Here is a 14105-nt window from a genome sequence, read left to right as displayed (position 1 = left end):
GAGTGTTGAGGTTGGGCCGGTCGGCGGACACATCTCAGTCGGGGCGAAAGCCACGCTCCTATCAAGTCACGCCGGCCGGTCCTTCTCACCTAGTGCCGGCAATACTGCTCAACGCCAACCCCAAGAGGACGGCAGACGCAAAGTGAGCCAGACACCAGGTGATCCGGAACAAACCACCGCGACACGGCGTCTGTCACACCGACACACCCACCTCGCGGCACACACAACACCGACACTGAGACGCAAAGGGCCCCCATTTCGTGCCGAAATGGGGTGCTTTTGCGTCTGCTCGGCCCAGGTCCAAGAAGTTGCCAAGAATTCGCTGAGGGGTGTGCCGGAGTCTGTGGTCATGTCGTATTCGTATTTCGTTGAGCTTCCCAGGCTCGAGGACATCGAGCCTGGCGCGCACACCGACGTTCTGATTGCGAACTCACGGGTGGACCAGGGGCGTATCCGCGCGGCGGTGGAGGCGGTCTTCGACGCCCATCCGGCCCTTGGCACCGTATTCGAGCCGCGCGTTGACACCTTGACTTCTCGCCCGGGCGGCGGCGGGTGGGGCTGGGGAGTGGAACCCCCGGGAGCCGCCGTCGCGGAGGTGATCGCACGGCACAGCGCGAGCTTCGATATGTACACCGGCAGGTTGTTCGCGGTTTCTCTGCTCCCCGGAAGTCCCGACCGGCTAGTACTTACCGCCAGCCGCCTCTGCGTGGACGATGCCTCGTGGCAGACCGTGGTCGAAGACCTGGTGAGGCAATACGACGAGAGTGTGCTGGTGCCAGCACGGTAGGCATCCTGGTGTCCGCGGCGGGTCGGCGAGCCGGCCTGCCTACCGAAGGGTAGGCGCGGGTGGGCGCAGAACCGGGGATGGGCAAACCCGCCGGCTAACGGCCCGATTCGTGCGGTATGACCTCGAACGTGAGTTCATGGTCGCCGATGCGAATGTGGTCGCCGTCGTTGAGGGTGGCTGTGGTCGCGATGCGCCGCCCACGCACGTAGACGCCGTTGACCGATCGCAGGTCGGTGATCATGAAGCTTTCACCGGTGTTGACGATAACGGCATGGTAGGGACTGACTTTGCCGTCCGGCAGCACCATGTCGTTACTTTTGCTACGCCCGATACGAAGGGGCAACCGGCCAAGTGGAGACCGGTGCCCCGCGGCGTCGCGTATTGCGGCGCGCGGCGAACGGTCGGTCATGCCGGGAGAGTGTTCGAGGGCCCTGATGATATCTCCTGCGGCAGCCTGGACGACGACTCGCGTGTCCAGTGCTTGTTGGCGCAGCACTTGCTCGTATAGCGTGCGTACCTTGGGTCCCGGGTCGACGCCGAGGTCTTCGGCCAGGCTGGTCTTTAATCGCCGGTAGGCGTCCAGGGCATCGGATTGACGTTCCGAGACATAGTATGCGGCGATGAGTTGCCGCCACAGGGCCTCGTGATAAGGATGCTCCAGGATCAGCTCCTCGAGCTCGCTGATCACTGAATCGGCACGCCCGCAGGCGATTTCAGCCTCCGCGAGAGCTGTGTGGGCGATGATTTTGTCTTCAACCAATGAGTTGGCCAAGCGGGTGACAAAGCTGAATTCACGCAGATCGTCCAGGACCGGGCCGCGCCACTCGGCCAGCGCGGCCGACAAATGGTCACTGGCCTGTTCGAAAGAACCGGCAGCGGCGGCGCGCAGCCCGGCCGACCTTTGGCTGATAAAACGTGCCACATCATATTGGTTATCGGCAACGGCGAGTCGATACCCTGGCGGTGCGCTAGCCAAGATGCTGTGCGAATCCGCCCCCGTGGTGCTTACCAACCGACGCAAATTCGAGACATACGTATACACGGTCGCTCGTGATCCCTCCGGCCGGTCCTGCTCCCAAGCCGCGTCGATCAACGAGTCGATCCCAACCGGGCGATTACGATGAATGATCAGCGTCGCCAAGACCGCACGTTGCTTCGGTGTGCCCAACGGTAGACTGCGGAAACCTGCGCTTATCTCTAGCGGTCCGAGAATACCGAACCGGAGTTCGTTTCGGGCCATCACAATCCTCGTCGGTCGCGGGTCCGTTTGATGAGCGATTCACCGGGCGCCAGGGCCTGATGGGGAAAGCTCGAATTCGAAGAATACCGGCTCCGCCGACATGACGGGTGTCAAGTGTGACCGATTTGGAACGTGGCGGTGACCGATTGCGGTCGCACCCGCAACGCCTACCATGACGCCGTGCGGCGACCTCCGGCCCGGTGCTCGACACCGAACCGGAGCTACCTGGCTTCTCGACATCACTGTCGGGAATTCGGGTCACCGTCGTGGATGAACGGCCAACGGGTGGCCGTTGCCTTGCCGGACCCACATGCGCCGCCGAATCCGGTCGTGCGCCGTGCGCATTGAGATTCCATTGAGGCCGGTGTTGAACAGTAATGAACGTGAACCCCGGAAAGCGCGCGAATGAGAAGGAGGCATGTGGTGCCAGTGTGCACGCGAAACGTGTTGCGATGGTCTTCGCGGGCGCCATCGCCGCGGCCAGCCCCCGATAACGCCCGATGTCCTAGATCCCTGCGGGGATGCCTGGCGTCGCCCATCGCCGTCGGTGGCCTTGTCGGCGGAGCTATCCAATGACTCGGGTTTTTCATCCAGCATTGTCCGGACCGGAACAGTCGCGCTATCAGATCACGGATGTCGCCTCGGTGAGCCGGTCCGGCTTGTGCATCAATGAATCCCCCATCAGGGACCGCTGTGGTCGCACCATGGGTGATCTGCGGCTTTCTGTGATCGATCAGTGCAACCTCCGCTGCCGCTACTGCATGCCCGAGGCCGAGTACGCCTGGTTGCCGCGGGCGGATCTGCTGTCTGTGGACGAAATCAGCCTGATCGTCGATGCATTTATCGCTGTCGGTGTCGATAAAATTCGGCTCACCGGTGGAGAACCGCTGATCCGCTCGGATCTGGCGGCAATCATTGAGGTTATAAGCGCGAAAGTTGGCGATGGCAGCGGTTTACAGGATTTGGCGATCACAACTAATGGCGTGCTGCTCGCGGACCAGGCCAGAAAGTTAAAATCGGCGGGCATGCGGCGCATCACCATTAGTCTTGATACGTTGCGGCCGGACCGGTTCAAAGCAATCAGCCAGCGCGGGACCCACTATAAAGTTATCGAAGGCATTGAGGCGGTTGCGGCGGCGGGCTTCACCGATACGAAGCTTGATTCCGTGGTGATACGTGGCTTCAACGATGATGAGTTGTCCGATCTGATCGAATTCGCTCGCAACGTCAATGCCGAGGTGAGATTCATTGAATACATGGACGTCGGCGGTGCGACGCAATGGTCGATGGACAAGGTCTTCACGAAAGCGCAGATGCTGTCAACTCTCGGGAAGAAATACGGTCCCATCGCGGCCTTGCCGAAGTACGATTCCGCGCCCGCGAACCGCTACAGATTGCCGGACGGAACAACATTCGGCATCATTGCTTCGACCACCGAGCCATTCTGTGCAACCTGTGACAGGTCGCGACTGACCGCCGATGGCATCTGGCTACATTGCCTTTACGCCCTGTCCGGCATCAATTTGCGGGAATCCGTGCGTGCGGGAGCGTCCGCCAATGACGTTGTGCAGATTCTGCAGCGTGGCTGGCGGGACCGCGCGAACCGTGGGGCAGAACAACGCTTGGCCCAACGAACGCGACAGGTCTTTCTTCCGGTGTCCCGCTTGAAACGCGACCCACATCTGGAGATGCACACCAGAGGCGGATAATTCCGGCCGGTCTGGTGCCCATGCCCGCATGCGCGCACTCGCTGGGCGACCAGGTGCGACATCCACCATCAATCCAACCAAGTCCAGGAGGGAACCATGGCACACGGCAACGTCAGTCGATGTGAGGAGTCAAGCCTTCACGACGTGTGCTGCGGCAGGCTGTCGGCTCTCACCGACAGGGAGCTGTCCGAGAGGTTGACGGCACTGCCCGGGTGGGAGCTCGTCGATGGAAAGCTCCGCCACACATTTGGGTTTGGGAGCTTCGATCAATCCATGAAATTTGTGGCGAAGATCGCCGCCATCGCCGACAAATTCAATCATCACCCCGATATCTGTGTCCATAACAAGCGGTCGGTGCGGTTGACTTGTTGGACGCGCCAGATGCACTGTTTGACTCGCGTCGACTTCGACCTCGCCGAGGCTTTCAGCGCAGTGCACGATGAGCAATGCAGCCAGCAGGTGGCACGGTGAACGACCACGATGGGGTGCTTACCCACCTTGATGAACAAGGCGCCGCCCGAATGGTCGATGTGTCGGCGAAGGCGGTGACCTTGCGGCGAGCGCGGGCATCCGGGGCCGTCCTGATGAAACCGTCGACCCTGGACATGATCTGTCACGGCACCGCGGCAAAGGGCGATGTCATAGCGACCGCACGGATAGCCGGCATTATGGCGGCCAAACGGACCGGTGAGCTTATCCCGCTGTGTCACCCGCTGGGGATCGAGGCGGTCACCGTCACGCTCGAGCCGCAGGGCGCGGACCGGCTCTCGATTGCGGCGACGGTGACCACGGTGGCACGTACGGGTGTGGAGATGGAGGCGTTGACCGCCGTTACGGTGACAGCGCTCACGGTTTACGACATGTGCAAAGCAGTCGACCGTGCCATGACGATCACGGATATCAGATTGGACGAAAAAAGCGGTGGCCGATCGGGTCATTACCGGCGGCACGACGCGGACGTCAAACCCAGCGATGGTGGCTCCACCGAGGATGGATGTTGAATGATTACTGTCAATGTGCTCTACTTTGGCGCGGTTCGCGAAGCGTGCAAGGTCGCTCACGAGAAGATCTCACTCGAAAGCGGCACCACCGTCGACGGCTTAGTCGACCAATTGCAAATCGACTATCCGCCACTTGCTGATTTTCGCAAGCGAGTGCGGATGGCCGTTAACGAATCCATAGCGCCAGCATCAACGATTCTCGACGATGGCGACACGGTGGCGTTCATACCGCAGGTTGCCGGGGGCTCCGATGTCTACTGCCGGCTCACCGATGAGCCGCTGAGCGTCGATGAAGTGCTCAACGCGATATCTGGACCTTCCCAGGGCGGCGCCGTCATCTTCGTGGGTACCGTGCGTAACAACAACAACGGCCACGAAGTGACCAAGTTGTACTACGAGGCCTATCCGGCCATGGTGCACCGCACGCTGATGGACATCATCGAAGAGTGTGAACGACAGGCCGACGGTGTGCGAGTTGCCGTGGCACACCGGACCGGTGAATTGCGCATCGGTGATGCGGCGGTTGTCATCGGTGCTTCGGCTCCTCACCGCGCGGCCGCGTTCGACGCCGCTCGCATGTGCATCGAGCGGCTCAAACAGGATGTGCCGATATGGAAGAAGGAGTTCGCACTCGACGGTGTTGAGTGGGTGGCCAATCGGCCATGAGCGTGCAGACGGATCCGGCGCTGCGGGAGCACCCCAACCGCGTCGACTGGAACGCGCGATACGAACGCGCGGGTTCGGCGCACGCGCCGTTTGCCCCGGTGCCTTGGCTCGCCGATGTCCTCAGAGCAGGCGTTCCGGACGGTCCCGTTCTGGAGTTAGCCAGCGGTCGATCGGGTACCGCACTGGCGTTGGCCGCCCACGGCCGCCAGGTCACCGCAATCGATGTGTCCGATGTCGCGCTGCTGCAGCTGGACAGCGAGGCCGTGCGTCGAGGCGTGGCCGATCGGCTCAACCTCGTGCAGGCCGACTTGGGCTGCTGGGAACCCGGCGAGACGCGTTTCGCGCTGGTGCTCAGCAGGCTCTTTTGGGATGCGGCGATATTTCACCGCGCCTGTGAGGCGGTGATGCCAGGCGGCGTATTGGCATGGGAGTCGCTGGCTCTCAGTGGCGCCGAGGCGGGCACAGCCAGCGCGAAGCGACGTGTCAAGCCGGGAGAGCCAGCGTGTCTGCTTCCTGCCGACTTCACCGTTGTACACGAGGGGCAGGGTAACTGCGATTCGGCGCCGTCGCGGATCATGATCGCGCGGCGCTCACCGTTGCCAGGGGCATAGATGGTGGTCGTCGGCCCCTACCTCGCGTGGGAGTGCACCCACGAAGGAGATTCTCAATGCCGCGAGCGCTGGCCATCCTGTAGACGCGTTGCGCCCAGATTGGTGCGATAGCATCTGATGCATGCGCACCACGTTGTCCATCGACGACGATGTATTGCTGGCCGTGAAGGAACGGGCACGCAGGGAGAAGCGCACCGCGGGTGAAATCCTGTCGGATCTGGCCCGGCAAGCGTTAACCAACCAGAATCCCCAGCCTGCGGCGAGCCAGGAGGACGCCTTTCATGGCTTCGAACCCCTGCCTCATCGCGGTGGAGCGGTATCGAACGCGCTGATCGATCGGCTTCGTGACGAGGAGGCCGTGTGATCGATGCGAGCGCTGTTGGACGTCAACGTGCTACTGGCGCTGTTGGACCGCGATCACGTCGACCACGAGCGCGCCCGAGCGTGGATCACCGGGCAGATCGAGCGGGGATGGGCTTCCTGTGCGATCACCCAAAACGGGTTCGTCCGCGTCATCAGCCAACCGCGCTATCCCAGCCCAATCTCGGTAGCCCATGCCATCGACTTGTTGGCTCGTGCGACGCACACGCGCTATCACGAGTTCTGGTCCTGCACCGTCAGCATTCTCGACTCAAAGGTCATCGATCGTTCCCGCCTGCACAGCCCCAAACAGGTCACCGACGCGTACTTGCTGGCCCTCGCGGTCGCTCATGATGGCCGATTTGTCACCTTCGATCAGTCGATTGCGTTGACTGCGGTTCCTGGCGCAACCAAACAGCACCTGGCAACGCTGTAGACCCGGCTGCGCGAGCAGACGCAAAATCGCCCAAAACCACTGGTTTTCGGGCGATTTTGCGTCTGCTCGCGCAAGCCCTCAGCGGGTGAACATCAGCGCGCGCTTGACCTCCTGGATCGCCTTGGTCACCTCAATGCCCCGTGGGCAGGATTCGGTGCAGTTGAACGTGGTGCGGCAGCGCCACACCCCGTCGACCTCGTTGAGGATGTCGAGGCGCTCGGCGGCGGCCTCGTCGCGGCTGTCGAAGATGAAGCGGTGCGCGTTGACGATCGCCGCCGGGCCGAAGTAGCTGCCCTCGTGCCAGAACACCGGGCAGCTGGTGGTGCAGCACGCGCACAGGATGCACTTGGTGGTGTCGTCGTAGCGGGCGCGGTCGGTCGGGCTCTGGATCCGTTCGCGGGTGGGCGGGTTGCCGCTGGTGATCAGGTACGGTTTGATCGCCCGGTAGGCGTCGAAGAACGGCTCCATGTCGACCACCAGGTCCTTTTCCACCGGCAGCCCGCGGATCGGCTCGACCGTGACGGTCAACGATTTGCCCTTCTTCTTCGGCAGCAGGTCACGCATCAGCACCTTGCAGGCCAGCCGGTTCACCCCGTTGATGCGCATGGCATCAGAGCCGCACACCCCATGGGCGCAGGATCGCCGGAAGGTGAGCGTGCCGTCGAGGTAGCCCTTGATGTAGATGAGCAGGTTGAGCAGCCGATCGCTGGGCAAACAGGGCACCCGGAAGCTCTGCCAGCCGCCGGTGGCCGCGAACGCGTCGGGGTCGTCGGGGTTGAACCGGGCGATCTTGACGGTCACCATCACCGCGCCGTCCGGTACCGGCGGTAGGGGCGGATCCAAAGTTTCGACGTCCGGCTCGACGCTCATTAGTACTTCCGTTCCTTGGGTTCGTAACGGGTCTGCACGACGGGTTTGAAATCAAGGCGGACATCGCTGCGCAGCTCGGGGCCCTCCTTATCGGCCCCAATTTCCTTGTAGGCCATGGTGTGTCGCATGTAGTTGACGTCGTCGCGGTTGGGATAGTCCTCGCGGGCGTGACCGCCGCGGGACTCCTTGCGATTCAAAGCGCCGACCACCGTGACCTCGGCCAGCTCCAGTAAAAATCCCAGCTCGATGGCTTCCAGCAGGTCGGTGTTGAAGCGTTTCCCCTTGTCGTGCACCGTGATTCGGGAGTAGCGCTCCTTGAGCGCGTGGATGTCGGTGAGCGCCTGCTTCAGGGTCTCCTCGGTGCGGAACACCGCGGCGTTGTTGTCCATCGACTGCTGCAGCGCCCCGCGAATGTCGGCGACCCGCTCGTTTCCGTGTTCGGACAGGATGTCGCTGACCCAGCCCACCACCATGGCCTCCGGGTTGGGCGGCATGTCGACAAAGTCGTGACCCTGCGCATAACTGGCGGCGGCGATGCCGGCCCGACGACCGAAGACGTTGATATCCAACAGCGAGTTGGTGCCCAGCCGGTTGGCGCCATGCACCGACACGCACGCGCACTCGCCGGCCGCATACAGGCCCGGGACAACGCTGGTGTTGTCCCGCAGCACCTGCCCGGTGACTGTGGTCGGGATGCCGCCCATCAGGTAGTGGCACGTCGGGTAGACCGGCACCAGCTCGGTGACCGGATCCACGCCCAGGTAGGTGCGGGCGAACTCGGTGATGTCGGGCAGCTTGGCCTCGAGCACTTCCTCGCCCAGGTGGCGGACGTCGATGTAGACGTAGTCCTTGAGCGGTCCGGCGCCGCGTCCCTCCAGCACTTCCAGCACCATCGAGCGGGCGACGATGTCGCGGGGCGCTAGGTCGACGATCGTCGGGGCGTAGCGCTCCATGAAACGCTCACCTTCCCCGTTGAGCAGCCGGCCGCCTTCGCCGCGCACCGCTTCGGAGATTAAGATGCCCAGACCGGCCAGGCCGGTAGGGTGAAACTGGTGAAACTCCATGTCCTCCAAGGGAAGTCCCTTGCGGAACACGATGCCGATGCCGTCGCCGGTCAGGGTGTGTGCGTTGGACGTGGTCTTATACATGCGGCCCGAGCCGCCGGTCGCGATCACGACGGCCTTGGCGTGAAAGACATGGATGTCACCGGTCGCTAGCTCGTAGGCGATCACCCCGGTGGCCACCGGGCCCGACGGCGTTTGAGTCAAAGCCAAATCCAGCGCGTAAAACTCGTTGAAGAACTCGACGTCGTGCTTGACGCAGTTCTGATACAGCGTCTGCAGAATCATGTGGCCGGTGCGATCGGCCGCGTAGCAGGCCCGGCGCACCGGGGCCTTGCCGTGGTCGCGGGTGTGCCCGCCGAAGCGGCGCTGGTCGATGCGGCCCTCGGGGGTGCGGTTGAACGGCATCCCCATCTTCTCCAGGTCGAGCACCGCGTCGATGGCTTCCTTGCACATGATCTCCACGGCGTCCTGGTCGGCGAGATAGTCGCCGCCCTTGACGGTGTCGAACGTGTGCCACTCCCAGTTGTCGTCCTCGACGTTGGCCAGCGCGGCGCACATGCCGCCCTGGGCCGCGCCGGTGTGGCTGCGGGTGGGATACAGCTTGGTCAGCACCGCGGTACGCACCCGCGGACCCGCCTCGACCGCGGCGCGCATCCCGGCACCGCCCGCGCCGACGATCACCACGTCGTATCGGTGTTGGCAGATCAACGCCGCCGCCGACGATGCAGTGGGGGCACCCCCAGCCGCGAAGCGACGAGGGGGCCGCAGCGATGAGGTGGGGGTACCGCCCGCTTGCGGGGGAGAGGTGGCGTGATCATGTGCTCCTTCCGGGCCTTTCAGGAGATGTTCGGGTCGAATGTCACTATCACGTAGGTTCCCAGCATCAGGGTGAACAGCATGGACAACACCAGCAACGAGTTCAGCCAGAATCGGGTGGTGTCTTTGCGGCTGTAGTCGTCAATGATGGTGCGCAGACCGTTGCCGCCGTGCAGCTGCGCCAGCCACAACAACAGCAGATCCCAGGTCTGCCAGAACGGCGACGCCCAGCGTTGGGCAACGAAGTTGAAGTCCAGGCGATACACGCCGTTGTCCCACATCAGCATGATGAACAGGTGCCCGATCGCCAGGAACACCAACACAACACCGGAAAACCGCATGAACAGCCAGGCGAATTTCTCGAAGTTGGGCATGCCGGCACGCCGCCGTGGTGATCGTGGGTTGTCCAGGCTGGCTGGACGGTCATGGCTGCGCTGTCTGACCGGGGCGCTCATCGGAAGTGCTCCCACATGTGGATGCCCACCACCACGCCTGCCGGAACCATCAGCAAGAGGAAGACGCTGCCGATGATCCACAACATCAGCCGCTGATAGCGCGGGCCTTCCGACCAGAAATCGATCAAGATGACCCGAATCCCGTTCAGTGCGTGAAAAAGGACCGCGGCGACTATGCCGTACTCCATCAGGCCGACGATCGGGGTCTTGTAGGTCGCCAGCACCGCGTTGTAGGTCTGCGGGCTCACCCGCAGCATGGCGGCGTCCAGGACATGGACAAACAGGAAGAAGAAAATCGTCGCGCCGCTGATGCGATGGCATACCCACGACCACATACCGGGATCTCCCCGATACAGGGTCCGAGGTGGCCGCCGCCCGCGCGAGACGGTTGTCGCCGTTGTATTCACCGCTGGCAAACCCCTTAAAAGCACTATCGAACAGCTAGAGCCGGGCAATCGAGCTTAACTTGGCCAGGTTGCCCGCGGTGTCGAACAGTCCGATCGGGATCGTGTGTGGATCCGGGGTTAGGCTGGCTTTTCTTAGTCGGCCCATCGACGAGCGGGGTTGCCGAATGCCTGATGTCGATTGGAATATGCTGCGGGGCAATGCAACCCAGGCAGCAGCCGGAGCCTATGTGCCGTATTCGCGGTTTGCGGTGGGTGCGGCCGCACTGGTCGACGATGGTCGCGTGGTGACCGGATGCAACGTGGAAAACGTCTCGTATGGCTTGACTTTGTGCGCCGAATGTGCGGTGGTGTGCGCCCTGCATTCGACCGGCGGCGGCCGGCTGCTCGCGCTGGCCTGCGTCGACGGCCATGGATCCGTGCTGATGCCGTGCGGGCGATGCCGTCAGGTGCTGCTCGAACACGGGGGTTCCGAGCTACTGATCGACCATCCGGTGCGACCCCGCCGGCTCGGCGACCTGCTGCCCGACGCCTTCGGCCTCGACGACCTCCCCCGGGAACGCCGGTGACCGACTTCGCATTCGACGCCCCGACCGTCATCCGCACCAAACGTGACGGCGGCCGGTTGTCCGACGCCGCCATCGACTGGGTCGTCAAGGCCTATACCGACGGCCGGGTCGCCGACGAACAGATGTCGGCGCTGCTGATGGCGATCGTTTGGCGGGGCATGGACCGCGGCGAGATCGCCAGATGGACGGCGGCCATGCTGGCCTCGGGTGCCCGGCTGGATTTCACCGATCTGCCACTAGCGACCGTGGACAAGCATTCCACCGGCGGGGTAGGTGACAAAATCACGCTGCCATTGGTGCCCGTCGTCGCCGCCTGCGGTGGCGCAGTGCCCCAGGCGTCGGGCCGCGGACTCGGCCACACCGGCGGCACCCTGGACAAGCTGGAATCCATCACCGGGTTCACCGCGAATCTGTCCAACCAGCGGGTGCGCGAGCAGCTTTGCGACGTCGGCGCCGCGATCTTCGCCGCCGGCCAGCTGGCGCCAGCCGATGCCAAGCTGTATGCGCTGCGCGACATTACCGGCACCGTCGAATCGCTGCCGTTGATCGCCAGTTCGATTATGAGCAAGAAGCTGGCTGAGGGTGCGGGTGCACTGGTGCTCGACGTCAAGGTTGGTTCCGGGGCCTTCATGAGGTCGCCAGTGCAGGCGCGCGAACTTGCGCACACCATGGTCGAACTGGGCGCGGCGCATGGCGTGCCCACCCGTGCCCTGCTGACGGAGATGAACTGCCCGCTGGGTCGAACCGTCGGCAATGCGCTCGAGGTGGCCGAGGCGCTGGAGGTGCTGGCCGGCGGCGGACCGCCCGACGTGGTGGAGCTGACGTTGCGGCTGGCCGGCGAGATGCTCGAGCTTGCCGGGATCCACGGCCGGGACCCGGCCCAGACGCTGCGGGACGGCACCGCAATGGACCGGTTTCGCCGGTTGGTTGCCGCGCAGGGAGGTGACTTGTCGAAACCGTTGCCGATCGGTTCGCATTCGGAAACCGTCACGGCGGGCGCGAGCGGCACAATGGGCGACATCGATGCGATGGCAGTGGGGTTAGCGGCATGGCGACTCGGTGCGGGCAGGTCCCGCCCGGGCGCACGCGTACAGCACGGTGCGGGGGTGCGGATTCATCGCCGCCCGGGGGAGCCGGTTGTGGTCGGTGAGCCGTTGTTCACCCTCTACACGAATGCTCCCGAGCGCTTTGGTGCGGCGCGAGCCGAGCTGGCCGGCGGTTGGAGTATCCGGGACAGTCCGCCGCAGGTGCGGCCGCTAATCGTCGATCGGATCGTCTGATGACCGCTGCGCCGACCCTGCAGACGATCAGGCTAGCCCCCAAGGCGTTGCTGCACGATCACCTCGACGGCGGGCTGCGGCCGGCCACCGTGCTGGACATTGCCGGGCAGGTCGGATACGACGACCTGCCGGCAACTGACGTCGACGCGCTGGCAAGTTGGTTTCGCACCCAGTCGCACAGCGGCTCGCTGGAGCGCTACCTGGAACCGTTTTCGCACACGGTGGCGGTGATGCAGACTCCCGAGGCCTTGTATCGGGTCGCCTTCGAATGCGCGCAAGACCTGGCCGCCGATTCGGTGGTCTATGCCGAGGTGCGGTTCGCGCCGGAGCTGCACATCAGCTGCGGGCTGTCGTTCGACGACGTCGTCGACACCGTTCTGACGGGCTTCGCCGCCGGCGAGAAGGCGTGTGCCGCCGATGGTCAACCCATCACCGTCCGCTGTCTGGTCACCGCGATGCGGCACGCCGCAATGTCCCGGGAGATCGCAGAGTTGGCGATCCGGTTCCGGGACAAGGGAGTTGTCGGATTCGACATCGCCGGCGCGGAGGCCGGCCACCCGCCAACCCGGCACTTGGATGCATTCGAGTACATGCGTGATCACAACGCGCGCTTCACGATTCATGCCGGTGAGGCGTTCGGGTTGCCGTCCATCCACGAGGCGATCGCCTTCTGCGGTGCCGACCGGCTGGGTCACGGGGTGCGGATCGTCGACGACATCGACGTGGATGCCGACGGCGGTTTCCAGTTGGGTCGGCTGGCAGCTATCCTGCGGGACAAGCGAATTCCGCTGGAGCTGTGCCCCAGCTCCAACGTGCAGACCGGCGCGGTCGCAAGCATCGCCGAGCATCCGTTCGACCTACTGGCTCGGGCCCGGTTCCGGGTGACCGTCAATACCGACAACCGGCTGATGAGCGACACCTCGATGAGCCTCGAAATGCATCGTTTGGTAGAGGCTTTCGGTTATGGCTGGAGCGACCTGGCGCGCTTCACCGTCAATGCGATGAAATCCGCGTTCATTCCGTTCGACCAGCGGCTGGCGATAATCGACGAAGTGATCAAGCCGCGGTTCGCGGCGCTCATGGGTCACAGCGAGTAATCAGCAAGTTCTCTGGTATATCGCACCTAGCGTCCAGTTGCTTGCCAGATCGCTTTCGTACCGTCATCGCATGTACCGGTTCGCGTGCCGCACGCTCATGCTGGCGGCGTGCATCCTGGCCACGGGTGTGGCGGGTCTCGGGGTCGGCGCGCAGTCCGCAGCCCAAACCGCGCCGGTGCCCGACTACTACTGGTGCCCGGGGCAGCCTTTCGACCCCGCATGGGGGCCCAACTGGGATCCCTACACCTGCCATGACGACTTCCACCGCGACAGCGACGGCCCCGACCACAGCCGCGACTACCCCGGACCCATCCTCGAAGGTCCCGTGCTTGACGATCCCGGTGCTGCGCCGCCGCCCCCGGCTGCCGGTGGCGGCGCATAGCGCTCGTTGACCGGGCCGCATCAGCGAATACGCGTATAAACCCGGGCGTGCCCCCGGCAAGCTACGACCCCCGGCGGGGCAGATTTACGCTCCCGTGCCGATGGATCGCGCCGTCCGATGACAGAAAATAGGCGACGGCTTTGGCAACCGCTTGCAGGACGCTTGAAGGGAACCTGTCATGAACGGCGACAGCGCCTCCACCATCGACATCGACAAGGCTGTTACCCGCACACCCGTTCGCCGGATCGTGCGTTCGGCGCTGGATCGGCTGTGGTTGCGGCAGTCCCAGCCTAGGCGCTATCGGTTCCTCGAGGACTCGTGCATGGCACGCGCGCTGAATCGACTCTGATCGGCATAC

The 14105-nt window shown here is 63.7% G+C and carries 18 protein-coding genes; 13 read left to right on the top strand and 5 right to left on the bottom strand.

What is annotated here, in order from left to right; all coding sequences use genetic code 11:
- Nucleotides 1-349: 349 nt before the first annotated feature.
- Nucleotides 350-787, top strand: a complete 438-nt coding sequence (locus tag FF952_RS17555) for a condensation domain-containing protein (protein ID WP_003913449.1) — start codon at nucleotides 350-352, stop codon at nucleotides 785-787.
- Nucleotides 788-881: 94 nt separating this feature from the next.
- Here FF952_RS17555 and FF952_RS17550 read toward each other — a convergent pair whose 3' ends face one another.
- Nucleotides 882-2027, bottom strand: a complete 1146-nt coding sequence (locus tag FF952_RS17550) for a BTAD domain-containing putative transcriptional regulator (protein ID WP_003417299.1) — start codon at nucleotides 2025-2027, stop codon at nucleotides 882-884.
- A 572-nt stretch (nucleotides 2028-2599) separates the two neighbouring features.
- On the opposite strand from FF952_RS17550, the gene moaA reads away from it, so the two are divergent.
- The 7 genes from moaA (at nucleotide 2600) to FF952_RS17515 (ending at nucleotide 6810) form a co-directional block, all read left to right on the top strand.
- Entirely contained in the window at nucleotides 2600-3736 is a 1137-nt protein-coding gene (gene moaA / locus FF952_RS17545; RefSeq protein WP_003417297.1) for a GTP 3',8-cyclase MoaA, read from the top strand.
- 96 nt (nucleotides 3737-3832) lie between these two features.
- Complete coding sequence (locus FF952_RS17540; protein ID WP_003417295.1) at nucleotides 3833-4207, top strand: 4a-hydroxytetrahydrobiopterin dehydratase; 375 nt, start codon at nucleotides 3833-3835, stop codon at nucleotides 4205-4207.
- Nucleotides 4204-4737 (top strand): cyclic pyranopterin monophosphate synthase MoaC, encoded by a 534-nt coding sequence (gene moaC / locus FF952_RS17535; RefSeq protein ID WP_003417293.1) that lies wholly within the window; start codon nucleotides 4204-4206, stop codon nucleotides 4735-4737. Before FF952_RS17540 ends, moaC begins: the two co-directional genes overlap by 4 nt.
- Nucleotides 4738-5403 carry a molybdopterin converting factor subunit 1 gene (gene moaD / locus FF952_RS17530; protein ID WP_003417290.1) on the top strand — a complete coding sequence of 222 codons (666 nt, stop codon included), beginning with the start codon at nucleotides 4738-4740 and terminating at the stop codon, nucleotides 5401-5403. It abuts the gene before it with no gap.
- Nucleotides 5400-6014: a methyltransferase domain-containing protein gene (locus FF952_RS17525; protein WP_003417288.1), complete on the top strand. Its 615-nt coding sequence runs from the start codon at nucleotides 5400-5402 to the stop codon at nucleotides 6012-6014. Before moaD ends, FF952_RS17525 begins: the two co-directional genes overlap by 4 nt.
- 121 nt (nucleotides 6015-6135) lie before the next feature.
- Nucleotides 6136-6378 (top strand): ribbon-helix-helix domain-containing protein, encoded by a 243-nt coding sequence (locus FF952_RS17520; RefSeq protein ID WP_003417286.1) that lies wholly within the window; start codon nucleotides 6136-6138, stop codon nucleotides 6376-6378.
- 3 nt (nucleotides 6379-6381) lie between these two features.
- Complete coding sequence (locus FF952_RS17515; protein ID WP_003417282.1) at nucleotides 6382-6810, top strand: type II toxin-antitoxin system VapC family toxin; 429 nt, start codon at nucleotides 6382-6384, stop codon at nucleotides 6808-6810.
- 78 nt (nucleotides 6811-6888) lie between these two features.
- Here FF952_RS17515 and FF952_RS17510 read toward each other — a convergent pair whose 3' ends face one another.
- The 4 genes from FF952_RS17510 to sdhC form a co-directional block, all read right to left on the bottom strand.
- On the bottom strand, nucleotides 6889-7680 hold the full coding sequence (locus tag FF952_RS17510; protein ID WP_003417279.1) for a succinate dehydrogenase iron-sulfur subunit: 792 nt from the start codon (nucleotides 7678-7680) through the stop codon (nucleotides 6889-6891).
- Nucleotides 7680-9452, bottom strand: a complete 1773-nt coding sequence (gene sdhA, locus FF952_RS17505) for a succinate dehydrogenase flavoprotein subunit (protein ID WP_003417273.1) — start codon at nucleotides 9450-9452, stop codon at nucleotides 7680-7682. The genes FF952_RS17510 and sdhA overlap by 1 nt, the downstream gene beginning before the upstream one ends.
- 128 nt (nucleotides 9453-9580) lie before the next feature.
- Complete coding sequence (locus FF952_RS17500; protein WP_003417269.1) at nucleotides 9581-10015, bottom strand: succinate dehydrogenase hydrophobic membrane anchor subunit; 435 nt, start codon at nucleotides 10013-10015, stop codon at nucleotides 9581-9583.
- Nucleotides 10012-10350, bottom strand: coding sequence for a succinate dehydrogenase, cytochrome b556 subunit (gene sdhC, locus FF952_RS17495; RefSeq protein WP_003904248.1), 339 nt, complete (start codon nucleotides 10348-10350; stop codon nucleotides 10012-10014). The genes FF952_RS17500 and sdhC overlap by 4 nt, the downstream gene beginning before the upstream one ends.
- Nucleotides 10351-10586: 236 nt before the next feature.
- Here sdhC and FF952_RS17490 point away from each other — a divergent pair, with 236 nt between their 5' ends.
- The 5 genes from FF952_RS17490 (at nucleotide 10587) to FF952_RS17470 (ending at nucleotide 14096) form a co-directional block, all read left to right on the top strand.
- The gene (locus tag FF952_RS17490; protein ID WP_003417264.1) at nucleotides 10587-10988 is read left to right on the top strand and encodes a cytidine deaminase; all 402 of its coding nucleotides are present in this window, start codon (nucleotides 10587-10589) and stop codon (nucleotides 10986-10988) included.
- Nucleotides 10985-12268: a thymidine phosphorylase gene (locus tag FF952_RS17485; RefSeq protein WP_003900016.1), complete on the top strand. Its 1284-nt coding sequence runs from the start codon at nucleotides 10985-10987 to the stop codon at nucleotides 12266-12268. Before FF952_RS17490 ends, FF952_RS17485 begins: the two co-directional genes overlap by 4 nt.
- The gene (locus FF952_RS17480; RefSeq protein ID WP_003417259.1) at nucleotides 12268-13365 is read left to right on the top strand and encodes an adenosine deaminase; all 1098 of its coding nucleotides are present in this window, start codon (nucleotides 12268-12270) and stop codon (nucleotides 13363-13365) included. The genes FF952_RS17485 and FF952_RS17480 overlap by 1 nt, the downstream gene beginning before the upstream one ends.
- A 70-nt stretch (nucleotides 13366-13435) precedes the next feature.
- Nucleotides 13436-13747: a pilin structural subunit Mtp gene (gene mtp, locus FF952_RS17475; RefSeq protein ID WP_003417257.1), complete on the top strand. Its 312-nt coding sequence runs from the start codon at nucleotides 13436-13438 to the stop codon at nucleotides 13745-13747.
- A gap of 178 nt (nucleotides 13748-13925) precedes the next feature.
- Complete coding sequence (locus FF952_RS17470; protein WP_003900015.1) at nucleotides 13926-14096, top strand: hypothetical protein; 171 nt, start codon at nucleotides 13926-13928, stop codon at nucleotides 14094-14096.
- Nucleotides 14097-14105 lie beyond the last annotated feature (9 nt).

The organism is Mycobacterium tuberculosis complex sp. N0072 (assembly GCF_030323725.1).
Taxonomy (GTDB): domain Bacteria; phylum Actinomycetota; class Actinomycetes; order Mycobacteriales; family Mycobacteriaceae; genus Mycobacterium; species Mycobacterium tuberculosis.
The sequence above is the reverse complement of the archived record's forward strand: the minus strand, read 5'-3'. Positions and strand labels throughout refer to the sequence as shown.